23 protein-coding genes are annotated in these 24222 nt (G+C 43.6%); 14 read left to right on the top strand and 9 right to left on the bottom strand.

The window, feature by feature from the left end; all coding sequences use genetic code 11:
- Positions 1–90 precede the first annotated feature (90 nt).
- Positions 91–882 (top strand): CLCA_X family protein, encoded by a 792-nt coding sequence (locus OCV44_RS18015; RefSeq protein WP_102514480.1) that lies wholly within the window; start codon positions 91–93, stop codon positions 880–882.
- A 99-nt stretch (positions 883–981) separates the two neighbouring features.
- Positions 982–1305, top strand: coding sequence for a DUF4144 domain-containing protein (locus OCV44_RS18010; RefSeq protein WP_139683528.1), 324 nt, complete (start codon positions 982–984; stop codon positions 1303–1305).
- An 84-nt stretch (positions 1306–1389) separates the two neighbouring features.
- Here OCV44_RS18010 and OCV44_RS18005 read toward each other — a convergent pair whose 3' ends face one another.
- Positions 1390–2718 (bottom strand): anaerobic C4-dicarboxylate transporter, encoded by a 1329-nt coding sequence (locus OCV44_RS18005; protein ID WP_139683529.1) that lies wholly within the window; start codon positions 2716–2718, stop codon positions 1390–1392.
- A 411-nt stretch (positions 2719–3129) separates the two neighbouring features.
- On the opposite strand from OCV44_RS18005, the gene OCV44_RS18000 reads away from it, so the two are divergent.
- From OCV44_RS18000 to OCV44_RS17980, 5 genes are all read left to right on the top strand, one after another.
- Positions 3130–3789 (top strand): HAD family hydrolase, encoded by a 660-nt coding sequence (locus OCV44_RS18000; protein WP_139683530.1) that lies wholly within the window; start codon positions 3130–3132, stop codon positions 3787–3789.
- Positions 3790–3985: 196 nt separating this feature from the next.
- Entirely contained in the window at positions 3986–4612 is a 627-nt protein-coding gene (locus OCV44_RS17995; protein ID WP_139683531.1) for an HD domain-containing protein, read from the top strand.
- A 42-nt stretch (positions 4613–4654) separates the two neighbouring features.
- Positions 4655–5152: a GNAT family N-acetyltransferase gene (locus OCV44_RS17990; RefSeq protein ID WP_139683532.1), complete on the top strand. Its 498-nt coding sequence runs from the start codon at positions 4655–4657 to the stop codon at positions 5150–5152.
- Positions 5153–5332: 180 nt separating this feature from the next.
- Positions 5333–6019, top strand: coding sequence for a DNA-3-methyladenine glycosylase I (locus OCV44_RS17985; protein WP_139683533.1), 687 nt, complete (start codon positions 5333–5335; stop codon positions 6017–6019).
- 328 nt (positions 6020–6347) lie between these two features.
- Entirely contained in the window at positions 6348–7229 is an 882-nt protein-coding gene (locus OCV44_RS17980) for an AEC family transporter (RefSeq protein ID WP_139683534.1), read from the top strand.
- A gap of 101 nt (positions 7230–7330) precedes the next feature.
- On the opposite strand, the gene OCV44_RS17975 is transcribed toward OCV44_RS17980, so the two are convergent.
- Together OCV44_RS17975 and OCV44_RS17970 are read right to left on the bottom strand one after the other, a co-directional pair.
- Positions 7331–8590, bottom strand: coding sequence for a hypothetical protein (locus OCV44_RS17975; protein WP_139683535.1), 1260 nt, complete (start codon positions 8588–8590; stop codon positions 7331–7333).
- 22 nt (positions 8591–8612) lie between these two features.
- Positions 8613–8861, bottom strand: a complete 249-nt coding sequence (locus OCV44_RS17970; RefSeq protein WP_139683536.1) for a hypothetical protein — start codon at positions 8859–8861, stop codon at positions 8613–8615.
- Positions 8862–9163: 302 nt separating this feature from the next.
- Here OCV44_RS17970 and OCV44_RS17965 point away from each other — a divergent pair, with 302 nt between their 5' ends.
- Positions 9164–9691 carry a hypothetical protein gene (locus OCV44_RS17965; RefSeq protein ID WP_139683537.1) on the top strand — a complete coding sequence of 176 codons (528 nt, stop codon included), beginning with the start codon at positions 9164–9166 and terminating at the stop codon, positions 9689–9691.
- Between the two features lie 198 nt (positions 9692–9889).
- On the opposite strand, the gene OCV44_RS17960 is transcribed toward OCV44_RS17965, so the two are convergent.
- Positions 9890–10408 carry a hypothetical protein gene (locus OCV44_RS17960; protein WP_086051367.1) on the bottom strand — a complete coding sequence of 173 codons (519 nt, stop codon included), beginning with the start codon at positions 10406–10408 and terminating at the stop codon, positions 9890–9892.
- A gap of 337 nt (positions 10409–10745) precedes the next feature.
- Positions 10746–11147 carry a hypothetical protein gene (locus OCV44_RS17955; protein ID WP_139683538.1) on the bottom strand — a complete coding sequence of 134 codons (402 nt, stop codon included), beginning with the start codon at positions 11145–11147 and terminating at the stop codon, positions 10746–10748.
- An 828-nt stretch (positions 11148–11975) separates the two neighbouring features.
- On the opposite strand from OCV44_RS17955, the gene OCV44_RS17950 reads away from it, so the two are divergent.
- The 3 genes from OCV44_RS17950 (at position 11976) to OCV44_RS17940 (ending at position 14974) form a co-directional block, all read left to right on the top strand.
- Positions 11976–12716 (top strand): MipA/OmpV family protein, encoded by a 741-nt coding sequence (locus OCV44_RS17950; protein WP_139683539.1) that lies wholly within the window; start codon positions 11976–11978, stop codon positions 12714–12716.
- 525 nt (positions 12717–13241) lie between these two features.
- Positions 13242–13688 (top strand): TetR/AcrR family transcriptional regulator, encoded by a 447-nt coding sequence (locus OCV44_RS17945; protein ID WP_139683540.1) that lies wholly within the window; start codon positions 13242–13244, stop codon positions 13686–13688.
- Positions 13689–14059: 371 nt separating this feature from the next.
- A complete protein-coding gene (locus OCV44_RS17940; protein WP_139683541.1) occupies positions 14060–14974 on the top strand; it encodes a DMT family transporter in 915 nt (304 codons plus the stop codon).
- 112 nt (positions 14975–15086) lie between these two features.
- Here the strand turns inward: OCV44_RS17940 and OCV44_RS17935 are convergent, their stop codons facing one another.
- From OCV44_RS17935 to OCV44_RS17925, 3 genes are read right to left on the bottom strand one after another with little or no spacing between them, the layout of a single operon-like run.
- A complete protein-coding gene (locus OCV44_RS17935) occupies positions 15087–16268 on the bottom strand; it encodes an MFS transporter (RefSeq protein ID WP_139683542.1) in 1182 nt (393 codons plus the stop codon).
- On the bottom strand, positions 16258–17433 hold the full coding sequence (locus OCV44_RS17930) for a phosphotransferase (protein WP_139683543.1): 1176 nt from the start codon (positions 17431–17433) through the stop codon (positions 16258–16260). Before OCV44_RS17930 ends, OCV44_RS17935 begins: the two co-directional genes overlap by 11 nt.
- An 11-nt stretch (positions 17434–17444) precedes the next feature.
- Entirely contained in the window at positions 17445–17729 is a 285-nt protein-coding gene (locus OCV44_RS17925; RefSeq protein ID WP_139683544.1) for a GNAT family N-acetyltransferase, read from the bottom strand.
- A gap of 315 nt (positions 17730–18044) precedes the next feature.
- Between OCV44_RS17925 and OCV44_RS17920 the strand changes: the two genes are divergently transcribed.
- Positions 18045–18791: a flagellar brake protein gene (locus OCV44_RS17920; protein WP_139683545.1), complete on the top strand. Its 747-nt coding sequence runs from the start codon at positions 18045–18047 to the stop codon at positions 18789–18791.
- A gap of 120 nt (positions 18792–18911) precedes the next feature.
- On the opposite strand, the gene OCV44_RS17915 is transcribed toward OCV44_RS17920, so the two are convergent.
- Positions 18912–21272, bottom strand: a complete 2361-nt coding sequence (locus OCV44_RS17915; RefSeq protein WP_009846167.1) for a Lon protease family protein — start codon at positions 21270–21272, stop codon at positions 18912–18914.
- 240 nt (positions 21273–21512) lie between these two features.
- Here OCV44_RS17915 and OCV44_RS17910 point away from each other — a divergent pair, with 240 nt between their 5' ends.
- Positions 21513–22007, top strand: coding sequence for a hypothetical protein (locus tag OCV44_RS17910; RefSeq protein ID WP_009846166.1), 495 nt, complete (start codon positions 21513–21515; stop codon positions 22005–22007).
- A 12-nt stretch (positions 22008–22019) separates the two neighbouring features.
- A complete protein-coding gene (locus OCV44_RS17905) occupies positions 22020–23648 on the top strand; it encodes an ABC transporter ATP-binding protein (protein WP_139683546.1) in 1629 nt (542 codons plus the stop codon).
- Positions 23649–24222 lie beyond the last annotated feature (574 nt).

Here is a 24222-nt window from a genome sequence, read left to right as displayed (position 1 = left end):
TTTACGGACAAAAGTGCTAACTTTCCCAGCTTAACCCTGTGCACCACACAACAGCGCTAAACTACATCTCCCCCATTTCCAAGGATCCTTTTGAAGTTAACCCACTTTAAATACAAAACGCGCAAAGGCCCAGACTACCGACATGGCGATCAGGTGTCATTCATGGACATCAAACAGACCTTCGGTATGGGCAGCATTCGTGTGGGCGCTTGGGTAACGAAAGAAGAGAAAGAGCTTGCTGCAAATCTGATATTCGACTCTTTAGCAGACTTGGCTTACATCTTGGCTCTGCCACCAGAAGCGATTGGTCTGCGCGGCACATTAGGCTTGGCGTTCGGCAGTGGTGGCAGAAAAGGCGTACAAGCACACTACGCACCAAATCAAAGAGAACTCGCTCTAGCTAAGAATGCCGGAGCTGGTGCGTTAGCGCATGAGTTTTGGCATGCGTTTGACCACTATATCGCGGAGAAAGCATTTGAGATTGGTGACACCTCCGGTCCTCGCAAGCAAATCTTGTTCGCCAGTGATTGTTGGTTACACGATAGAAAGGTGCGACCTCATCCATTAAATGAGAGTTTGATGTCTGTATTCGATGCCACACTACTCAGCGACAATAACCTAGACAAACACGACTACGTTGCACGCAGTGTCATTGCAGACAAGGCAACGTCGGCTCGTTACTTCTCACTACCAACAGAAATGATGGCGCGAGCCTTTGAAGCTACGATTGAATCCTGTTCAGATATCGAAAATTCTTACTTAGTCGATGGCACGACCAAGCCGGATATGTTCCCTCTCTATCCAGACCTCAAGCATCGCAAAGAGATTTATGAAGCGCTTCAAGGTTATTTCGCGCCGTTGGGTCGATCTCTAAGTAAGTAACGTTCGAGTCGTTAGAGGTTAGAGGTTAGAGATGATCCATCAACGAAAAGTGTTTATAGTCGGAAATCAAACTTCAACATCCATGATTGAGAGGCAGTAATGATCAGTTGGCCATCTTTGGTAAAACTCGACGGCGATGATGAGCTTATTTACGTCGCGTCCGAACACGAATTTCAAGCAGAATGCTCAGACATGATCTTGGGCGAAGATGATTGTCTCATCGATTCAGAGGGCGACAGCTATTCGCTGCAATCGAGCTCAAACCAACTGTCTCTAGCGAAACGAGCAGACCAGTATTCAGTTGAAAGCGTAACCAAACTGATTCGAAATCACGAGTTCCAGAAGGCAGAAGTATGCCTAATGAAGATCCATTTCCTAACGATAGAAGAAGCGATTCAGTCGTTGGCTTTTGAGCCTCGTTAATATTGGTTTAAATTCGCATCAAAACAGAACAAACAAAAACAGCGCCAATTTAGGCGCTGTTTTTCATTTCACTTCGTTAACGGATTAAGCGATAAAAATCTGTGCCAGTGCGTAGCCTAAACAGCATGCACCGACTACACCGATTAAACCAACCGACATGAATGAGTGGTTGAAGTACCACTTACCAATCTTAGTGGTGCCAGAAACATCGAAGTTCACTGTTGCGATATCTGATGGATAGTTCGGGATGAAGAAGTAACCGTAAACCGCTGGCATCAGGCCAATAAGCAGTGCAGGATCTAATCCTAAGCCAAGGCCAACCGGTAGCATCATACGTGCAGTCGCGGCTTGAGAGTTCACCACAACCGATACAATGAATAGCGCTAATGCAAACGTCCATGGGTAGTTGGTCACCATTTCCACGATGCCAGATTTAAACTGAGGCATTGCGTATTGGAAATAAGTATCTGACATCCAAGCGATACCGAAAATAGCAATCGCTGCCACCATACCCGATTTGAATACCACGCCGTTTGGCACGTCACGTGGGTCGGTTTTAGTTGCCAGTAAAATGATACCGCCGAAACAGAGCATCATCATTTGGATGATCACCGACATCTTGATTGGTTTGTCGCCGTCTACGATAGTTCTGATCTCTGGCACCATTGCCACGATAACAATCACCACAATCGACAATAGGAAAATCAATACTGCATTACGAGCCGAAGTTGGCAGCACTTCATCCAAAGAGGTCGCGGTGGTGCTTTCAATGCGCTTTTTCCACTCAGGATCTTTTAGACGCGCTTGATATTCAGGATCGTCAGTCAGTTCTTTACCGCGTTTCAAGCTATACAGAGAAAGCAAAAGTGTGCCGAACAGCGTTGCAGGAACCGTCACCATCAAAATAGAAAGCAGAGTGATGGAGTGTTGAATATCAGATAGCTGCGCGAGGTAGTACACCACAGCCGCAGAAATTGGAGATGCCGTAATTGCTAGCTGAGACGCAACCGATGCAGCCGCCATTGGGCGCTCAGGACGAATACCGTTCTTTAGTGCAACATCGCCGATGATCGGCATGATTGAGTAAACCGCGTGGCCAGTACCCAATAGGAATGTCATCGAGTAAGTCACAAACGGTGCTATCAAGGTGACGCGTTTCGGGTTCTTTCTCAGTACCCTTTCCGCGACTTGCAACATGTATTTCAAGCCACCCGCCGCTTCAAGAATAGAAGCACAGGTAACAACAGCGAGGATGATCAGCATTACGGTGACAGGTGGAGACGTTGGTGGCATCTTGAAGACAAACACCTCGATAACCAAACCAATTCCCGAAACAACACCTAAGCCGATACCGCCATATCGAGAACCGATATAGAGAACGACAAGTAAAAATAGAAACTCAAAATACAACATAAGCAACCCTGCTAAAAATGTGGACTAATGATATTTTGTCCCTAAGTTCCAGCATTTACTTATTGCTTGGTCACACTATGATTGCGGGCTTTCGTAAATTGTTTTTTCTAAGATTATGGTCACGCTAACTGACCCGTAAGTTTATGAAATGTAATAGGAAGACAGACTCTAAACCTAAATTTGTTATTTACGATAACCATTATTGTGTCTGTTAGATCTGTATGGCCTATAAAGTGCTAGATTCATAACTTAACGATATTATTTCATTCACAATCAATCACATACAAATCCTCTCAGAGGCATATTTCCGTTCTAATTAAGAATATTCTTACTGAACACTGACTCGCCTATCCCGAGACACTATGTCAAAATACTCGCCCTCACCACGACAACACATAAAGAACCACGGATATGAATTTTCAAGCTGCTATTTTTGATATGGATGGACTGTTACTCGACACCGAGCGACTTTGTATGCAGATTTTTGAAGAAGCATGTCACGCGCAAGGTGTTCCGTTCTTGCAAGATGTCTACTTAGGCATCATTGGTTGTAACGCAAAAACCATCGAACAGATTTTTAGAAATGGCTACGGCGAAGGGTTAGATTACCCAGCGCTGAACACCGAATGGCGCACTCGCTACAGTGCGATTGTTAAGCACCAGGCTATCCCAATAAAAGATGGCGTTATCGAACTTCTTGAATGGTTAAAATCAAACGGCATTCCAATTGCGGTGGCGACCTCCACTCAGCTAGATATCGCAAAGAAAAAGCTTGAGTTAGCAGGCCTAGATTCTTACTTCACCTCATTAAGCACCGGCTGCGAAGTGACTCACGGTAAGCCTCATCCAGAGATCTACTTGCTGGCGGCAGAACGCTTAGGTGTTGCCCCTGAAACCTGCCTAGCGTTTGAAGATTCGAACAACGGTATTCGCGCATCAATGGCAGCGAATATGATTAGCTTCCAGATCCCAGATTTGGTTGAGCCTTGCGAAGAAGTGAAAGCGCTTGGTCACACCATCAGCCCTTCTCTGCATGATGTGTTAGCAAAACTTCAACAAGCTGCAGCTTAGGCTCTGATTACCGTTGATAACGCTTTAGTCAACACAGAATAACCTTTCTATTAAGCCGACTCACAGAGTCGGTTTTTTTGTGGGTATTCCTTTTATAAAAGATAAAAACTCGTGCTTGAAACTGTTAAAGTCGATGTGAAATATATGCTAAGTAATAAGCAAGATTGCTAACGTCTAGAAAGGGAGAAAGAGACGCGTGAAGGAAAAACTTGAAAGCCAACTGCTTGATTTTGCAAAGCAAGAGATGACACAAGATGCCGCGCACGACATCAGCCACATCAAACGCGTAGTCAAAACCGCCAAATCTTTGTGTGCTCAAGAACAGGCTAAGCTTGAGGTCGTTCTACCCGCCGCTTACCTTCACGATTGCTTCACCTTTCCTAAGAATCACCCAGACAGAGCCCAAAGCTCGCAAATGGCGGCAGAGAAGGCGATCTCTTTCCTCAAATCTATCGAGTATCCCGCATCCCATCTCGACGAGATTCATCACGCGATTGTCACTCACAGTTACAGCGCCAACATCACACCAGAAACCTTGGAAGCTCAAATCGTTCAAGATGCAGATCGCCTAGATTCTCTCGGTGCGATTGGCATTGCACGCTGTCTGTACGTGGGTCAGAGCTTTAACGCAGAACTCTATAAACACGAAGACCCATTCGCGAAGCAGCGTGACTTGGATGACAAGCATTACAGTGTCGACCATTTCTACGTAAAGCTATTCAAGCTGGCGGAAACCATGAATACAGAATCCGCCAAGTTAGAGGCCAACAAGCGCACCGACTACATGCGTGGCTTTCTTGAGCAGCTGGGCTCGGAAGTTTAGCGGCTTAGAAAAAGAAGCAGGCAATAAGGAAGAGAGAAAGATATGGAAATAAACCGCTTTAAAGCGTCCGACGCCGACGAAATCGTCACTTGGTTCACATCCCTCGAAGACTACGTACTATGGGGTGGACGAACCTTTGGTTGGCCGTTAAAAGCCGCCTCCATCATCGAACGCTCTCAAGAGCCACATGTCGAGCTTTACACCTTCTCCACGCCTAGCACTAACTCGAATGCCAATGACTTGCTCGGTTTTATGGAGTTTCAACGAATGTCAGACAGCGAACTTCGCTTCTGCAGAGTTGCGATTCACCCCAACCTTCGAGGTAAAGGGTTAGGACAATCCATGATAGAAAGTGCATTAGAAACGGCGAAACAAATACCCAATGTCACCACCATCACCTTGGCGGTATTCAAGCAAAATATCGGAGCAAAGCGCTGCTACGACAAAGCGGGATTTCAGGTAGTCGACAAAGAGCCAAGCGTTAAAGAGTTCAATGGCAAAACGTGGCCCTTGTATCAGATGGAATTAAAGCTCTGCTAGTTCGTTCTAATTGTCAGACTGGTTTTGATTAATAAGATTGTTTTAATTAGTAGACTTACTTTAGTTAATAGACTTGTTTTAGTTAATAGACTTGTTTTAGTTAATAGACTTGTTTTAATTGCCAGATTCAACCCCATATCATTAAGCATTGGCTACACAAGATGTAATTTGGAACCTTCAATGACTCAAGAAAAATTCGACACTATTTATCAACGTGCGGCTCACCGTAAAGGCGGAGCGGCCGAGCTCGAAAAGATTGTCCGTGCGCCACTGTCACAAGCCGAGTTATCGCAAATCACCGACGACCGTTGGTTGGCCGCCTTTACCGAAAAGGTATTCCAGTGTGGCATTTCATGGAATGTGGTGAGAAAGAAATGGCCGCAATTTGAAGAGGTGTTCTTTGAGTTCGACATTGAAAAGATGCTAATGCTGCCGAATGAGATGTGGGAACAAAAAGCGCAAGACCCGCGCATTATTCGTCACCTTACTAAGGTGATGACCATTCCTGCCAATGCCACCATGATCCACAACGCCAAGCGTGAAGCCGATTCATTCTCGCAAATGGTTGCCGACTGGCCATCAGAACGCATTACAGAACTTTGGGATTACCTGAAGAAACACGGCAAGCGATTAGGCGGTAACACCGGTGCTTACACCTTACGTCAAATGGGTAAAGATACCTTCATCTTGTCATCGGATGTTGAAGCGCACCTACGCAGTACCGATTTGGTGGATAGCGGTCGTAACACCAAGCGAGCACAAGTTGCGGCGAGTAAGGCTTTCAACGAATGGCAGCAACAGTCAGGTCGTAGCCTAAGCGAAATCAGCCAGATCGTTGCCTACAGCTGTGGTGATAATCGAGTCTAATTTTAGGGTGAATGACTTAAAACTCAAAACGAGATAAGCAACAACTCTAACCGCATTTAGAAGACAAGATCGGTAACCGTCATTAATTAAAGAATCCGTCCCAGATTTTTCTAGCCTTTAAAGACCCGTTGCTGATGCCACTGGTCTTTTTTGTGCTTCATTCAAAGAAATATAAATTAACCGCTCACAGACAACGATCTTCGGTGACGCCAACTCATTATATTGATAGGTTAATACTTATACATTTCGACTTCATACGTATCTATATCGCTCTCTAAAACATTCGTTTCTCCGCTAAATGGAGGTACTAAACCTAGAAAGGAATTCTATGTTCGAACAGGTCATCAGCATTCTGTTTCCCGTTTTTGCTTTAGCCAGTGCTGGCTTTGCGGTCGGTCGTTGGCTCAAACCCGATTTTAAGCCGATCAATCGCATCAACATGGATGTGTGTATTCCTGCGCTAGTGTTTGCATCGCTGACCACTATGCCTCTCGACACCGAGCAATTGCCACTCATAACCGCTTCTTTGGTCGCGGTGTTAGTGCCTGCTTTATTGATGATTCCGATCTGTAAGATATTTAAGCTCAATTTCAAGGCTTGGGCCCCGCCACACATGTTCCGTAATAGTGGCAACCTAGCAATTCCTCTATTCACCTATACCTTTGGCGAGAGCGCATTAGCCCCTGCGGTATTACTATTTGTGGTATCGGCATGTGTCCATATTAGTGTTGGCTTAGCGTTATTAAGCGATGGCAATCCGATCAAACAGATCTTAAAAATGCCGATATTCTTAGCCGCAGCATTAGCGATGACGCTGAATCTGTCTGGCATTTCGGTGTGGAATCCAATCTATGAAGCTACATCTCTGCTTGGGCAAGCTGCTGTTCCTATTATGCTGCTGTCGCTGGGTTCACAAATGGTCAACTTGAGACTGAGCGGATTAAAAGTCGGCTTGTTGTGCACGGCTCAATCGCTGTTAACAGGGGCGATCGCTTTTACCATCATTTACTTCTTTATCCCACTGCCTACGCTGCATCTTCAGATGATGGTGCTGTTCACCATGCTGCCACCCGCAGTGATGAACTACCTGTTTGCAGAGAGGTTCAATGTCGAGCCCCCTAAGGTCGCGTCTATGGTGTTATTTGGTAACTTCCTAAGTGTAGTTACCCTACCAATCTTGTTGTCGTTTGCGCTGTCTTTGTCGAGTTGAGACGTATTGACTGGCACGTAATATTCAAATTGTAACAGACATAAAAAATGGGCAGATAAACTGCCCATTTTTGTGTTCAGAAAGTTAGGAATTAGAGTCAACTACTTCCAGAATTGAATGCTATTGAAGTCTTTGTATTGCTTTGTCGCTGCATCATATTTCGCTTTCATTGCAGTAAACTCAGCATCCGTTAAACCAGAAGCTGATGTAGAGTCTAGCTCCACTGCCTGAAGAATATCAGACGCACTTTTTTTCAAGCTAGCAACCGACACTTTCTTACTGCCATCATTAGTAAGAGTAGAAGTGGTCACTTTCTTTTTACCAGCAAGGTCAGCGGCTGTTGCTGAACAATCCTTTCCTCGATTAAATCCAGTGTACCAAGTTACCGTTGCCTTACCGTCAGCAATTTGCTGAATCGTACAAGCATCAGGGCTCAGACCAACTAATTTATTCGCATTGTTGAAGTTGTAGGCGATCAAATCAGACGGTGATTTGCTAGAGTACGTATCCTTTTGTTGAATATTTTTGTCGACAGAAGAACGCGCTAAACGGCTAACCGCTGCAGCAAAGTAGAAATTACCGTTAGCATTAGAAGGCGCTACATGATCCTTTATAGCCCAATGAAACGCTGTCTTTTTGTTGTCCAACGTAACTTTCGATCCGTAATGGTATGACACAGAGTTAACTACCGCTTTCTGGCCATCTTCCATGTCGTCAGCCCATTGATACGCCTTAAAACCAATCTTAGTCCCGTCTTCTGGGCCAGCATCTACGTAATGTTCAACGGTATACTTGCCAGCTGGACTCATCTTAACCTTGACGATATCACCTAGCAATTTACCCTTAGATGTATACAAGAACGTATTAGAAATATCTAAACCAATAAGGCTTATCTTATCAATGGTATATTGAGTCTCTTCGCCTGTTCCATAGCGTTTAAAGAAAACAAGTTCTTTAGACGTTTTGGCCATTGCTTTGTGTACTTTATCTAAATCAAAGGCACAAGTCGTCGCACTATCATCAGCTTCGAAGGCAATCGTCGCGCCATCTTTAGATATCACACACACTTTATTGGTTAATTTGAACTCTTTAGCCTTCGACACAAACACATCACTGTGTGCTGGCTTAGAATTAGCGAGATCATCAATAGAAACTAGAGTTTGCGGAGAAGTGCTAGGGGAAAGTGTAAGCGCCTTATCTAAGTTCATAAATTCAACTTTGTTTTGCTGAATTTTATCTACAGCAAACTTTATCGCCGCCTTAGATTTATAGTAGCCCTGTAGATTAATATCTTCGTTTGCATGAACCATTGTCGCAAGTGAAGAAACGCCTAGCACTAATGCTAATAGTGTCTTTGTCATATTTTATGTTCCTTCTAGTGGTTTATTTGGACTGACTTGGAGCTTCAAACCCAGTAATGCCTGCAGATGAGAAAACAACAGAGTTCAATTTCTGTACATCACCAACACTAAGTTTAAGAACAGAACGCTCGGGCGCTTGAGTAGAAACTGCGGTACTACCACCAGTGCTGCCGCCAGTATTGCTACCACTGCTGCTAGTCGCACCGCCACCGCCGCCTCCACCGCATGCAGTAAGAGAGGCTAACAAGATTAAACCAACGATTTTCTTCATACATTTATTCCTAAAACGAAATTTAGACCGCTTGTCTGCTTTCAATTAATTCAAGTGAGAATCAGAACATAGAGCGCTATAAAAAAAAATTAAAATCGTTGTTGGTTATTGCAGTTATGTTTAATATACAACCATCAAGGAAAGGAATGGTTTTTCACCCCCCTATACAGTGCAATGAATATGGATATGAAAAACACATATTGTCTTTGACTTAACTTTCGAAGAATTTCATCGCTTTGGCGTGACAATAAATAATGCACGACCAGCGCCTTACTCCACTATTACTATCTTTTGTAAGTCATATGAAAATTAAAAATGTAATACCTCTACTGCTGTGCCTCTTCTCTCATCAAGCTATATCTGCGGCAAATTTCACAACGGACTTTGTAGAACTTGGGATGCAAGCAAAGCCTATGGGGTTAAGCGTGGATGCTGGACGCGACATCAACGATAGCTTGGCGATTTTGGGCGGTCTTAGTACCAACACAGCTGAAGATGAAAGTAACTTTGATGCGTACATCGGCCCTCAAGTTTATGGTCCAATAACTCAAGGGATCGACTTAAATACGCAGCTGCTACTCCATTTCAACAAAAACTCATATGCAGCTGGAGAAACGAAAACTTATGTCGAATTTAATGCGGGTATTCGAGCGTGGATCACTCAGAGAGTAGAAGCCCATGTACTTGCGGGTTCTAACGGAGAGCACTCAATCTTTACGTTTGGTTCTAGGTTCCATGCCACAGATAAAGCCGTGTTTTCAGTGGCTTCCAAAAACAACGGTCTTTACGGCCCTCAATTACAACTTTCGGTTAGATACCAATTTAAGTAGCCACCTTTTTAAACAATTCTCCGCTACTGTTGGATCCAACATAAAAATAGCGTCAGTAATTCAATACTGACGCTATTTTTTGTTATCTCTAATTCAGACACATCCTATTTATACGCTTACCTAAAGTTATGCGCTTGCCTAACTATTGAGTTACCCATTGATATAGCGATGAACCTTGAACTACAAACATTCAGTGAACTATGAGCATTTATCCAACTTGAGCTCTGCTGTCACCTTAGTAAGACGTAGCGCAATCGCGAAACACACTAAGTAAGGACTCACATACCAAAAGATACTTTCTAGCGGCTGCTTCACCTGCGCTTCTCTGGTTTTGATATATTGGTTTTTCTGCTTTTCATACTGACTCAGCATACCATCTACCCACACCGCATCACTTTCAACTAACGACACGCTAGGCGCTGGAACCGTGAAATCCGATGCATTGGGTAACAAGGTGAAATCGACATCTTTAAACGTAATCGCCGTATTCAAGTACCACAAACACGCGTCGTGGTGCTGAGCGTGATTATCTAAAGATGGTTGACCTGTACAGGTATCACTTCTCAGCTTATCCAAAGAGAACTGCTGAACAGATTCTAAAATCGCCACCGCTCTGGTTTGTTCTGTCTCGACCCAGTCACCTGCTACTTTCGCTCGAATCTCAGACACGGCACCAAGCATTCCGATACCGGCTAAAAACGGCCATAAATAATCCATACGCTTCCACTTTCTTCGGCTCAGGTTGAACCCACACCAAATTGGAATATGTAAGAGGAGCGTTAGTCCAAGTGACAGCAGAACGAAGTTCAAGGAGCTAGAGAGCATGAGCTCGCTATCGAAAAAGTTCTTCATAATGATAAGCTTGCCTGTATAACCAAGAGAAATTTGATACTAGGTTCGATATAAGAAAAGTGTGTAAGGGGAAAGTAAAAACAGCACTAGGAGTTGGTGTTAACGCTGTTTATTTGGGCATATAACCACCGATGGCTGAGCTTAACCACTCATTACTCAGAAATGGTTCAGTGGTTCACGATACACAAGATGCTAAAGGTTCTTACGCGCCAGACTTGATATAGATACCGACTTCTCTTAGCTGTGCTTTAATGTCTAACATTTGGACGTGAGATAGCACTAATTGGATCAAATTGAATATTGCTCCAGCGAACATCAAACCCGCGACATAACCAGACCATGCTTGGTGATCAACTTGATACAGAGTATTGAACGAAAGAACGAAGAAGATGAGACTGGAAAAACCAATAGCATACTCATTACAGTTGTAGACGTATGAATTCGTCGCGTAATCGTATTTGATTTTTACCTTTCCACCCGCTCTGCCTAGCTTAAGATTAAGAACATTTCCGCTAGCCTCATATTCCAATCCATTCATTGATACAACGTGCTCTACTTTCTCAAGCATATCTGTTTTTTCCGTATTATTTTGAATACTGTCCATAGTCGTACCCCATTCCGTCACCTAAAAGCTAATGAACTCAATCACTAGCGACTGAAACATGTGCTGAAGAAATGAACTTAATGATCTAAGAAATGTGAGGATCACGTCTTCCACTTTCTATGCTAATTCTAGCCAACTTGGAATAAAGTGCCATGAGTAGATATTCATATCAACGGCTTTATACGGAAATGCATGCGCAATATATATTTTAAAGATAGACACTCACCACCCACATGCCGTGAGTCACTGTGTTTTCTTAGCCGCCAACAAGTGATATTACTTTTCGCACAAAACGACTGTTCCAATATAATAACTACAGGCTCAACAACCTAAGGCTTGATTGTTAAACCATCAAGTATTGCTCTGCTAACGATTTGATTTGACTTGATCATTACCCACCCTCGATGTTCAGCGTGATCATTCGATAAATTAGAAACGCAGCAACTATGCATAGAGCACTGATCACGATGCTGCTAATACCAAGAAAAACGTAAACTAGTTCCACTTCTTCTCCCATCACTCTCTCCAGAAACAAGCTTCGACGACTCTACAACTGTCAGTAAAGTACTAATATTTAAAGTTATTTAAGAGGTTGCCACCATTTAAAATAAGGTGTTTAGGTTTTATATTTAATTATTCATTAGCCAAATCTAACGAACTGTTGTTATACTCGCAAATAAAGGGTGTTGCCCTTTATTTTGAAAGTCTACGTTTAGTTACACTTATCGTCAAGATACTTCGTAGCCAAAAATCAGAGTAATCGCATCAACTCTATTGGAGTTGGCTCCCTAAGTTTGAAAACACGATCACCTCTTACAAGAGAAAAACATGAAAAAAATAGCACTCACTTCCCTCATTTTAGCCATGTCTTTATCGGCACCAATTAACGCTGAAATTGGCGTGGGCCTAACTGCCAGTTACTCGCCAAATGTATACAAAGGAGGCGATACCGAAGTTACACCCTTTCCTCTAATTAGTTACGATAATGGACATTTTTTCATTGAAGGTGTCCAAGCTGGCTATCGCTTGGCTCCCAAAGGCAGCGTGCACAATGTTGTATTCTTTGCGGCCTACGACCCACGAACCCTAGATGCGAAAGAATCCAGTGATCCTGATATCAAGAAGCTGAATGATCGCGATCCTTCATTCATGGGCGGGGTAACTTATGTATTGACGACAAATATCGGAGAACTCAGAGCGGGCGTAGGTACGGATATTGGTTCTGTTCACAATGGCCTTTATGCAGAAACTCGTTACAGCTACCACATCAATATGGGGTCATTTGGTTTGATTCCAGCGCTAGGGTACTCAATCAATAGCGAGAAGTTAAATGAGCATCTGTATGGTGTATCGGCATCTGAAGCGGCTAATACACGCTTTGAAGAATTTAACCCAAACTGGAGTGGACGTTACTTTGTCGGTTTGACCGGTTACATGCACTTATCAAAACAATTGCGTTTAACAGGTGGAGTTAGATATGAAAATCTCGACTCTGAAATAGAGAAAAGTCCGATACTTGAAAGTACGACATCAATGATTGGGAATGTTGGAGTAAGTTACACTTTCTAACGTGCTTGGTCGAATTTAACAAAATGAGACATCAGTAAACTGGTTTAGAAAAAGGATTTTCTACAACCTTGAACACAAGTTAAACCGCTATACGTACAGATCTATTTTGTTCATTTTCTTAACCACATCTTCCCCTTGTATCCTTTTTAATACCGTTCCGTTAGACGATGAGATGACAATTTGTTTATGGCTATCTAACTTGGCCGATAGGCCAGCTTTGTTCGCTGAAAAAGTCGAATTTATGTAATTGGTGGCGCTATTCAGTTTGTGGCCGCTCAATGGAGAATGTATCAAGTTGGTCATAATTTAAAGCCGCCCAAAGATAAAGGATGATACCCTTTATCTTATATGATAAATATAAAATTTCAATAGCATGAACTCGATAAGGGCTGTTTGAGCCCAATAATGTTCAGTTACTCAACGATCGATTGTAACGTAAGCTTTGTGCCTTTATTCTACGGCTTGCTACTGCTTATTATCGATGGAACATAAAATACAACCATCATCTAACGTTTGGAGGCTAGAATGGGAAGAGCAAGCGCTGCACAAGCGGTTATTACACGACAAAAGATCATTGATGCTGCATTTGATATTGCATTAAATGAAGGTTTTGATAAGGCCACCTTTGCTTATATCGCTAAAAAAGCCGGTGTATCTAAGTCAGGGATTAATGCTCACTTCGACAGAAAAGCCGATATTGCCAAAGAACTCGAGCCTATGTTTTCAAAGATCATCAATGAGCACTTAAGCTACGAATCGCCCGCTGTTTTTTCTAAGTCATGGCAAAAAGCCATTGATAGCGAACCGAATTTTGTCGCGGCTATTATCGCATTTGGCCCTATTATGCCAACCGAGAAAGGTATTAAAGGGCTGCAAGCCAAGATCCAAGGCGAAGAGCAAGAAGTACTCGATTGCGTCTATCACTGCATAGGCTATGCGGTTTGTAATATTCAATCTCGCCAATCCGCTTAATTCGTCTTTCTTCAATCCGCAGGTTTCACAAATAAAGCGACCGGTATCCAGCTTCCTGTTTCTCTTTCCTATATTTCGATTTTTCAAAAAACACCCCGGTTATAGGAATCGGGGAAACAGGGTGAGATAAGTTTACCGCGCGCCCGAAAACCAAACAAAATTAGACCTTACAAAGAACAATGCTTTTAACTTAATCCATTTTTATAGGAAATATTTACAGGATATAACTTAATTAGAGATTTAATTTCCACAAATAGCCTCAATTAGAGATAAAAAGACAAAACTTTTCTCCGACGACCTCCTTATACTGTGCCACGTCATTAGGGCGCCACAAGCCTATGATTTAAAATAATTATTAATGAGTAGTCACCATGAATTCGAAGTCGCTAACTATCTTGCTTTTTGTCTCTGTTTGCCTAATTTGGGGAACCACTTGGTTCGCAATGGAAGTGGCATTGCATTCTATCCCACCAATTTTTGCTACTGCATTGCGCTTTTTACTCGCAGCACCTCTGCTTGCGGTATTAGCGAAAGTCTTCAACCAGCCACTGCTGTTTCCTAAAGGCAAGCGTCAATGGTTGCTGATTGTTGCGCTGATGTACTTTGCGATTCCATTTACTTTGATGATCTATGGCGAGCAATACATCTCTTCTGGTCTAGCGTCGATCATCTTCGCTAACATGCCGGTCGCTGTGATGTTGATGTCAGGCCTGTTCCTAGGCCTACGATTGGCTAAGCACCAAATATTTGGTTTGGCTACCGCTGTTGTAAGCCTATGTTTGATCCTCGGCAATGAAATGCAGATGGGTGGCGATGACTACCTAGTTGGTACGGTTTGCTTAGGCCTTGCTGTTGCCATTCATGCCGTTATGTATGTTTTGGTTCAAAAGCACTGCAAAGGTATCGAAGTACTGACTTACAACGCCGTACCGAGCTTAATTGCCTCCCTATTCTTGTTCGCAGTGTCAGCGATGGGCGAAAGCGTTAATGTTGCATCTTTCACTTGGGATTCAATCTCAGCGGTGGTTTACCTAGGCTTTGTGGCGAGTGTTGGCGGCATTGTTGCCTACTTTAAACTCGGACAAGTTTCGACGCCGTTCCAAGCGTCTATCTGCTTCCTGATTTTCCCTGTGGTTGCACTACTGATCTCTTGCTACATCAATGGAGAAGTGCTGTCTGAACAGTCACTGGTTATGATGATTCCTCTGCTTTGTGGCATCTTGTTGACTAAGGCACCAAAAGGAATTTTCAAGTTACGTGGTGTATTAAAAACCGCAAGAAGCTAATCCTACTGACTGAAAGCTAACCCTACCGGCAGCTGACTAGATATTTCCATCTAGCACATACAAAAAAGCTCCAATATCACTATTGGAGCTTTTTATTTGTCTTTATCCAGAGTTAGCGCCAGCTAAACATTCGCACTTCATTGCCCTCTTCAGGCTTCTTAGGGATATTTAAAGACAACGCTAGAGATACCGCTGCCATCACCGCACCTATGTAGAAAACCGTTGCAGGGGACGATAACCAAATCACACCGAACGCGACTGGAATAACGACTGCGGCAATATGGTTGATGGTGAAAGAGACACCTGCGGTCGATGCCATGTCTGCCGGGTCGGCGATTTTTTGGAAGTAAGTTTTAATCGCTAACGCCAAAGCAAAGAACAGATGATCGACCACGTAAAGTGCAGCCGCCCACTCAGCACTTTGCACCAAGCCATAACCAACAAACACACCGATCAAACCAACATACTCGAAGATCAACGCTTTGCGCTCACCCACCACACCGATAAATCGTCCAATGCGTTTCGCGAACAAGAAGTTAAATAGGTAATTCACCAAGAACAGTAACGTGACATCGGCAGCCGAGTAACCAAACTTCTCTACCATCAAGAAACCAGCAAACACGGTGAAGATCTGTCTTCTCGCGCCACTCATAAAGGTGAGCGCGTAGTAGAGCCAGTAACGCTTTCTCAGCACCAATTTCTTATTTTGTTGAGTCTTGGTTTGAAACTCAGGAAAACCAAAGGTCATCACCAAAACTAGAATAAATCCAATACCGCCAGTAATGCCATACACCCATGCAAAATCGAGCTTAAACTGTTCTAACATCACCCATATTGAGCCATAAGTGATTAATGAGGCCAACGCGCCAACAGAGATCATTTTACCCAGCATCTCAGGGGCTTCTTCTTTACTCAGCCATTGCAGTGACAAAGACTGCTTCAGCGTTTCAAAATAGTGAAAACCCGTCGACATCAAAATGGTGGTCAGCAGTAATCCAGTAAGTGAAGGGAACAGACCGGTAATCGCCGTACCTATGGTCAGCATCGCCAGCGATATCAACATAAAGCGTTGTTCGCGAATGAACGCCAACACAAACACCACGGTAAACGCTAAGAAGCCCGGGATCTCACGAACACTTTGCAGTAAACCAATATCCGCACCATCAAAATTCGCTTTCTCAATCACAAAGTTATTAAGCAGCGCCATCCAACTCGAAAATGCGATAGGGACAACAATCGAAATCAGTAATAAGAAGTTTTGCGGCGTTTTCCAGCTCGCGGTTTTATCGAACATTGACGGACTCCTGTTCGTCTAATTGGTTAAGCACTCGTAAGGTTAGTTGCTCGGTATACGGGTTGATCTTCCAATGCTCAGGGCTCCAACCTTTAACAAAACGTTGAAAATCGGCCCACGCGACGTAAAACATTGGTCGCCATGCAGCTTCAACATCATCGAACGAAAGTTGTGGTTGATAGTGTGTGAGAGCCTCTTTCAAGTGCTGGAAATAAGCCTCCAGGACTTCTGATTCAAGCTCTGCGTAATCTTGCGGCCTAACCGCGCTGCTCATAAACAGAGCCACATCTTTCATCGCACAACCACGCCCAACGTATTGGAAATCAACGGCAGCAGCGCGCTCGCTTTTTAAATCAAAGCAGAAGTTGGCGAGCTTGGCGTCACCATGTACCAAGGTTTGATATGGGCACGCCCTTAATAGATTATCAATGTGCTGCGCTTGGCTCTTAAGCGGTAAATCAGCCAATGCGTTTAACTCGTCAGGCCGAGTGTCTAAATGCCAATATGTGCCGACTTGCCACAATGAAGCTGAATGTTCTTGATCTACATTGATGTGCTTTGCGTGAAAGTTAGCGAGCCATTTAAGGCAAGCATCGCGTTGGTTTTGCTCTTCTAGTGTGTAACCAGACGCCAGATCAGGCTGGGTATCTTTGGTTGCCAGATCGTCAGTGGCAGCAAGCACATCAAACTGAGAGGTCAACGGGAAGCCGATTTCGGCCAAGTCTTGCATAACGATAAGCCACTCGTTCTCTTGTAGCTCACATTGCAGCCCCACAGGTACAGGACAACGCTCATCCCACTGTTGGGTAAATGACTGATACCACGCGGTCTCAACTTGGTAAGAGTGCACCTTTCGTTGATGAGAAAGTTTGGTATTCCAACCCTTCGGGTGTTCTGCTTTATCTGGCAATGCGACATGTTTAACAATTACGCTGTTCATCGAGGTACTATTATCTTGAGCGAAGATCAAGCGAACTAACTCGCCGTAACCACCCCACAAGCGTTGAATCACCTGGACATCAAATCCTTTATAGCAACCCAGAGAGGTCGCTATTTTTTTATAAAGCTCATTTTGATAAAGCTCTTGTTGATAAAGCTCTGGCTGGTTTTGACTTGAAACCGCTGCTGGTTGAGCGAGATTTTTTGACGATATTGATTGAGACATATAACTCGTTGCTATGCTTTGTCAGATAGAAGATGTGCCCACTGTGGTTGCCTATTCATATAGTGAATCACATAGCTACAAATCGGTACAATTTTAAAACCTGCTTGTTCAATTTCAGGTAATACCGACTCCATCATCACCTTACCAAAACCCTTGCCTTGCAGCTCATCAGGAATACGTGTCGATGTGATATGTAGTACATCTCCGTCCATTTGATACTTAACAACCGCGAACTGGTTGGGTACTAGCTCAACTGTGATCTGGTTAGCATCTTGATCCCATTTTATTGCCTGCATTCTCAACTCCTGAAAATAATTGACACGACAAACAATAAAGATTTGAAGTATCAATTTCTTGTAATAGACTAACTCAAGTGCATACAAATAGAACTAAGTACTTACAAACAAAGTAAATAACTCAGTGCCATCGGCTTAATAATGAATCATTATAGATAAAGGCACTCCATAAATACATGTGAGTACATACACACAGCTTATGTAATTACACTTAATTTATGTAATTGCACCTGCTAAATCTAGCACGTATTTACCCCTTATTAGCAAGTTACCAATATAACTAACAGACGCATGTTGGCGCATGGAGAACATATAATGAACGCACCACTGAAGAAGCCTTTGGAGCATAATCAGGCACTTCAAGATCCTCGTAACCGTACCGTTTCTACGTTAAATAGCACTGATGCACTGGCCATGATTGAGCACGGCAGTGAACTGACGTTAAATGTATCGACTCCGGTTGGCACCAAGTTTCTCGCCACCACAAAATTTATCGGTACACACAGTGATAACTGCATTGTGGTTGAGGTTCCCGACGTATCCAACGATGATCTGAGCTTTTATTTTCAAGAAGGTTTTTGGATGACAGCTCGTGCGTACTCTCTGCGTGGAGAAGGCGCTCTTATCCACTTTAAAAGCCAAATTCACCATAGAATCGGCGATCCCTTCCCTATTCTTGTGCTTTCTACTCCAAGCTCGATGCAAGTAACTCAACTGCGTAAAGAGACACGCTACGAGGTAAACTTAGCTTCAAAAATCATCTTCAACGACCAACGCGCAAACTGTGAGATAAGAGATTTATCGAAAAGTGGTTGTCGTTTTGTCACCTCACCGACTTCTCGTGCGATTCAAATTGCCGATCGAGTATCTATTGAAGTGACACCTGAGAACTACAATGGCCCACTTATACCGCCATTGAAAGGCATCATCTGTAATCTCCAAAAATCAACGCACTACGCTCGATACGGGGTAGAATTTGATGATATTGGCCGCTCTAATGCCAAGCAATTGTTAGCGAAGCTAAAGTTCGATGGCACCAAGCTCTGTTTGCGTAATGCTTAAGCGTCCGCCATAAAAAACCAAAGAAAAAGAGCCCAAACAAAAAACAGCCATCGATATTCTCGATGGCTGTTTTTCATTTACGACTAACCGTTGTTTGGTTAGTTTACCCAAGGCATTAAGTTATTTGCGTAGCGCATTGAGTTTAGCTTGAGCGATGCCAAAAATAGTATCGATTGGGTAACTCCCCTCATCACTCGCCTCACCGGCCGCTTTGCCTGTAAACAGCTCAATCGCTTCGGTCACATGGTCGATAGCCCAAATATTAAACTCGCCCTTTTCAACCGCTTTTACGATGTCATTACGCAACATCAGGTTGTGAACATTTGAACGTGGGATGATCACCCCTTGCTCATTTGAACGTCCTTTGATTTCGCACACATCAAAGAAGCCTTCAATTTTCTCATTCACACCACCAATAGGCTGAGACTCACCGAACTGGTTCATCGAGCCGGTAATCGCGATGTCTTGGCGGTTTGGCTGCTTAGAAAATGCAGACACCACTGCACAGAACTCAGCCATACTCGCGCTATCACCATCGACGCCACCATACGATTGTTCGAAGGTGATATTGGTAGTAAGCGGTACTTTCGCTGTCTTACCAAATACCGAAGAAAGGTAAGCCGATAAGATCATCACGCCTTTCGAGTGAATACTGCCGCCTAGATCTACGTTTCTCTCAATATCAATCACCTCACCGTCACCATAAGCCGTGGTAGCCGTGATTCGGTTCGGTGCGCCAAACATATGGTCGGTGGTGCTGAGTACAGACAGCGCATTGACCTGTCCAACCGCCTGACCATCCACATGAATCAGTGTTGTACCGTTGGTGAAAGTTTCCATGACGCTGTCTTGCAGTCGCCCGACACGCATCTGTTGGTTCGATAGCGCCTGGTCGACATGCGTAGCACGAATCAGGTTCGACTTCGCCCCTTTCGCCACGTAGTTTGACTCGCGAAGCAGGTTAGCAATGTGTGCTGAGTGCAGCGACAACTTACTTTGGTCACCCGCCTGACGAGAACTGTGCTCAATAATGCGAGCAATCGCTTTGCGATCACAATGCAGCATGTTGTTGTCGTGCACGATGCTTGAAATGAAGCGTGCGTAATGCATTTCAGAATCCGCAGTACGCTTCATCTCATCTTCAAAATCGGCCGTCACACGGAACAATTCACCAAACTCCGCATCGTAATGTTGCAGTAGTTGATAAGTTCGATAATCACCAAACAGGATGATCTTAACGTCCAATGGAATAGGCTCAGGATCAAGTGATACCGCTCCCGTTAACGTGACCTCTTTTTCTAATGATGTGAAGCTCAATTGACGCGAACGCAGCGCGCGCTTCAAGCCTTCCCACACATAAGGTTGTTCAAGTACTTTGACCGCATCCATCAGCAAAACGCCGCCATTGGCTCTATGTAAGCTGCCGGCGCGAATCAAAGAGAAGTCCGTAAATACGGTGCCTTTGAACGTTGCCGTCTCGACATAACCAAACAGAGAGTGATAATTCGGATTCTCTTCCACCACGATCGGCAGAGTCTCCTCCTTCTGGCTCACAATCACGTTAACCTTGTAGCGACGTGGCATTTTCTTATCCAAAGAGGCAGTTGCAACTTCTGCTTGTTCTGTGCTCTCTTCCAAGAAAATATCTGCGTTGTCGACAATGTCTTTACGCAGTGCTGTCAGATACTTTTTGATATCAGGATATTGGCTGTAATCTTGCTTCAATTGCTTGATGAAGTGGGTAATAACATCTCGCGCCGTATCATCATTCAACTTTTGAACTTTCTCTGTGTACGTCTCTTCAAGCTCAGTCAGTTCACGAGAAATGGTCCGCAGCCCGACTTCCAATCCATCAATGGTTTTATCGAATTGATCTTGCTCTTCTGGTGTGAGCAAGTCGAAGCTCTCTTCGGTATGAAGATCATCGCCATTCATCGCGACAAATTGGTAGTCACCCTGAGTCGTGATCGTCAGGTTGATGCCCTTATCTTTTGCTTCTTGACTGATCGCTTCTAACGCCGCTTGTTGCTTAGCGGCCAACTGATTTTTTAATCGGTCAGCGCGGTTAAAGTACATCTCGTTATCGAATGCGAGTGGCATTGCTTTAAGAAGCTTACGCATCAGCTTCTCAATATCTTGCTTCAAACTGCTGCCAACACCACGAGGTAATTTCAGCACCTTAGGTGTACGAATGTCTTCAAAATTCGCGATATAGCACCAATCAAAAAGCTCCTGTACTTCTTGAGGATGTCGGTTTAGGTAGCGCAAGATCATGGTACGTTTACCCAGACCATTTCGACCTATCGCATAAATGTTGTAACCCTTTTCCTTGATTGACATCGCGAACTCAACGGCCTTTTGTGCACGTTCTTGCCCGACGATTTCGTCAATAGGAGCCAGTTCTTTGGTCGACTTACATGGTAGCTTATCGAGTTCCGCTACCTTATACAGCTGTTCTGTATTGAGTCTTTGCATCGCCATCGCCGCCTCCTTAGTCCTTCATTACTTGGGTGTAGATAAAATCAGTGTAGATGTAATTACCTATAAATTTAGTGACTTACGCTGCACAGCTGTTCAACTGAACAAATAACACTCAATTTACCTCGTTTTTAGCATTAATCAGAGATTCAATTCACCAACTTAACATGTGAATGATTTTAATTTGCAATTGATAATAAATATCATTAACATTTTAGGATATTTAAAATTAAGGATGTGGACATGGAAATTGAACGCTGCTGGATGCACTACCTAAAAGCTGAACAGTTAATGGAACAAGGTCATTGGCCCGAAGCACAGCGCCTCTATAATGATGTTCTCACCTCTCTTCCTCATCACATCCAAAACGCGGCATACCAAAGTGACATCAAACCCTGCCAGTTTGCTTGCTTAATTTCAGGCCTTAGAGACGCCAGTGTCGCTCAATCAGAGATTCTCAATCGTTTAGGCCAACAGCAACAAGCCTTCGACACCTTGAACCAATCTTATGCATTGATGCAATTTATCTCTCTTGAGGGTACAGAGTTGATTCAGCGTACCTTTAGGTTATTAGAAAAGCAGAGCGAAGATTTACTCAATCACCTGATCGCATTTTGCAGTGCTCAGCGCAGCTCACATTGGATGCTCGAGCTAGAACAAATTCAACGCGCTCATCACCATTTTGGGCAACTTAAAACCACTTCAGAAGTTCAATCTTCACCTAATGTCTTAAATTGATAAGGATATATCATGTCGGACCGGGCCATTCTTAAAGTTAATAATCTCTCCGTTAAATTCATAACCAATGATGGAATCATTGATGCGGTAAAAAAGATTAACTTTACTCTTAATTCTAGTGAAACCTTGGCCATTGTTGGCGAATCGGGTTCAGGTAAATCTGTCTCTTCAAACGCTTTAATGCGTTTGCTTCCTGATAACGCGATTATTGATGCTCAATCGGAAATCGAATTTGAAGGTCAGTCGATACTCAAAAAGACTGAACGAGAGATGCAGTCAATTCGTGGTGACAGGATCGGAATGATCTTTCAAGAACCAATGACCTCTCTCAACCCATACCTGCGCGTGGGCACACAAGTGTCTGAAGCCATTATGTGTCATCGTAATGTATCGAAATCTCAAGCGAAGCAGCGTGTGCTTGAGCTTTTCAACCTTGTGCATCTGCCAATGCCAGAACAGGCCTACAACAAATACCCACATGAGTTTTCAGGCGGCCAGTTGCAACGCATCATGATCGCAATGGCTCTGATCAATGAACCAGACATTTTGATTGCAGACGAACCGACTACGGCTTTAGATGTAACGGTTCAGGCTGAAGTGCTTTCTCTTATCAAAGAAATTCAAAGCAAGATGGGCATGGCAATTTTGTTCATTACTCATGATCTCGGTGTAGTAAAACACTTTGCCGATCGAGTACTCGTGATGTGTAAAGGGGAATTGGTCGAAGAAGGACTCACTCAAGAGCTATTCGAAAATCCTAAGCACGATTACACACGCATGCTGATTAACTCAATTCCGAAAGGCGCTAAGGTTCCTGTAGAAGCATCGGCACCAGAACTACTGTGTGCCGATGATATCCGTGTTCAATTCTTGGTGAAACCCCACTTCATTAAGAGTAAGAGTCAATATTTCGAAGCCGTAAAAGGCATCTCATTGACCCTAAAACAAGGTGAAACGTTAGGCATTGTTGGTGAATCTGGATCAGGTAAATCAACGCTGGGGCGCGCACTGATCGGCTTGCTGCCAAGTACCGGACGTATTGTTTACAAAGGCCAAGATGTGAGTTTGTTAACCGATAAAGAACGTCACAAGCTCAAGAAAGATGTACAGATGGTATTCCAAGACCCTTATGGTTCTTTATCACCACGCATGACCGTTGGGGAAATCATCACCGAAGGCTTAACGGTGCATCAACCTCATCTATCCAAGCAAGAACGTTTAGAACGAGCACGCAAAGCGCTTGTTGAGGTTCGCTTAGAACCCAATTCAATTAACCGCTATCCACATGAGTTCTCGGGCGGACAAAGACAACGTATTGCGATTGCTCGCGCGTTGATACTTGAGCCATCTTTCATTCTATTGGATGAACCGACTTCAGCACTCGATCGCTCTGTACAACTGACGGTGATTGACCTGCTAAAAGACATTCAAGCCAAGCACAATATCGGCTTCCTATTCATCAGCCACGACCTTTCGGTAGTCAAAGCCTTATCGGATCGTGTATTGGTGATGCAGAAAGGTGAAGTGATGGAAGAAGGGTCTGCAGACGAGATTTTCAATGCACCGAAAAATGACTACACCAAAAAATTAATCGCAGCGTCATTCGACTTAGAAAACAAATCGAAAAAAAATGCCGCGTAAAGGGAACTAATCAACATTAACAGCGTCTTATAAGTACGTTCTGAATATGTATCGCTACTCAAAATAGTTGGAGTTGCAGCTAGGCAACAAATAAGTTTAGCCCTCTGAACATAGGGGCTCTATGTGATTAGGGTGAACTTAGGCAGTTAACAACGCTGCGGCTCCAAATATGAAGAGTAGAATGGATTGCACTCTAGAATGGATATAGCAAAACTGGTTTGGCCGCCAAAAGAAAAATGTCGCATGAATGCGGCATTTTTCGTTTCTGGCGTATATGAAAAATCAACTCAATGATTCGAGCCCGTGATTATGAAGGTTTGCTAAAATTAACGGACTTTAAACAAGGTTAGCTAGTAGTCGGATCATAGTCGTAGAGCGGCTTCGTTCAACTCGTTTTTGGACATAAATGAGTTAGGTGTTGTTCAAAAATACAGATTTACGAATTACTTGCAGCAATCAGGTCAGGCTACACAATCTAAGGACTCACGCAATTGTGAATCCTTAGAAATGGTATTTTAGAACGCTTTTATATAAAAACTATGACTTTGGAGTTTACCTCTAGATCATGCCTTTA

It is taken from the genome of Vibrio tasmaniensis (assembly GCF_024347635.1).
Classification (GTDB): domain Bacteria; phylum Pseudomonadota; class Gammaproteobacteria; order Enterobacterales; family Vibrionaceae; genus Vibrio; species Vibrio tasmaniensis.
This window is presented reverse-complemented; position numbering and strand designations above follow the sequence as displayed.

What these genes read in the sequence shown, in the direction of transcription:
- OCV44_RS18010 (WP_139683528.1), top strand. Translation starts at nt 982, where the DNA reads ATGATCAGTTGGCCATCTTTGGTAAAACTCGACGGCGATGATGAGCTT.
- OCV44_RS18005 (WP_139683529.1), bottom strand. Translation starts at nt 2,718, where the DNA reads ATGTTGTATTTTGAGTTTCTATTTTTACTTGTCGTTCTCTATATCGGT.
- OCV44_RS18000 (WP_139683530.1), top strand. Translation starts at nt 3,130, where the DNA reads ATGAATTTTCAAGCTGCTATTTTTGATATGGATGGACTGTTACTCGAC.
- OCV44_RS17990 (WP_139683532.1), top strand. Translation starts at nt 4,655, where the DNA reads ATGGAAATAAACCGCTTTAAAGCGTCCGACGCCGACGAAATCGTCACT.
- OCV44_RS17985 (WP_139683533.1), top strand. Translation starts at nt 5,333, where the DNA reads ATGACTCAAGAAAAATTCGACACTATTTATCAACGTGCGGCTCACCGT.
- OCV44_RS17980 (WP_139683534.1), top strand. Translation starts at nt 6,348, where the DNA reads ATGTTCGAACAGGTCATCAGCATTCTGTTTCCCGTTTTTGCTTTAGCC.
- OCV44_RS17975 (WP_139683535.1), bottom strand. Translation starts at nt 8,590, where the DNA reads ATGACAAAGACACTATTAGCATTAGTGCTAGGCGTTTCTTCACTTGCG.
- OCV44_RS17970 (WP_139683536.1), bottom strand. Translation starts at nt 8,861, where the DNA reads ATGAAGAAAATCGTTGGTTTAATCTTGTTAGCCTCTCTTACTGCATGC.
- OCV44_RS17965 (WP_139683537.1), top strand. Translation starts at nt 9,164, where the DNA reads ATGAAAATTAAAAATGTAATACCTCTACTGCTGTGCCTCTTCTCTCAT.
- OCV44_RS17960 (WP_086051367.1), bottom strand. Translation starts at nt 10,408, where the DNA reads ATGGATTATTTATGGCCGTTTTTAGCCGGTATCGGAATGCTTGGTGCC.
- OCV44_RS17955 (WP_139683538.1), bottom strand. Translation starts at nt 11,147, where the DNA reads ATGGACAGTATTCAAAATAATACGGAAAAAACAGATATGCTTGAGAAA.
- OCV44_RS17950 (WP_139683539.1), top strand. Translation starts at nt 11,976, where the DNA reads ATGAAAAAAATAGCACTCACTTCCCTCATTTTAGCCATGTCTTTATCG.
- OCV44_RS17945 (WP_139683540.1), top strand. Translation starts at nt 13,242, where the DNA reads ATGGGAAGAGCAAGCGCTGCACAAGCGGTTATTACACGACAAAAGATC.
- OCV44_RS17940 (WP_139683541.1), top strand. Translation starts at nt 14,060, where the DNA reads ATGAATTCGAAGTCGCTAACTATCTTGCTTTTTGTCTCTGTTTGCCTA.
- OCV44_RS17935 (WP_139683542.1), bottom strand. Translation starts at nt 16,268, where the DNA reads ATGTTCGATAAAACCGCGAGCTGGAAAACGCCGCAAAACTTCTTATTA.
- OCV44_RS17930 (WP_139683543.1), bottom strand. Translation starts at nt 17,433, where the DNA reads ATGTCTCAATCAATATCGTCAAAAAATCTCGCTCAACCAGCAGCGGTT.
- OCV44_RS17925 (WP_139683544.1), bottom strand. Translation starts at nt 17,729, where the DNA reads ATGCAGGCAATAAAATGGGATCAAGATGCTAACCAGATCACAGTTGAG.
- OCV44_RS17920 (WP_139683545.1), top strand. Translation starts at nt 18,045, where the DNA reads ATGAACGCACCACTGAAGAAGCCTTTGGAGCATAATCAGGCACTTCAA.
- OCV44_RS17915 (WP_009846167.1), bottom strand. Translation starts at nt 21,272, where the DNA reads ATGGCGATGCAAAGACTCAATACAGAACAGCTGTATAAGGTAGCGGAA.
- OCV44_RS17910 (WP_009846166.1), top strand. Translation starts at nt 21,513, where the DNA reads ATGGAAATTGAACGCTGCTGGATGCACTACCTAAAAGCTGAACAGTTA.
- OCV44_RS17905 (WP_139683546.1), top strand. Translation starts at nt 22,020, where the DNA reads ATGTCGGACCGGGCCATTCTTAAAGTTAATAATCTCTCCGTTAAATTC.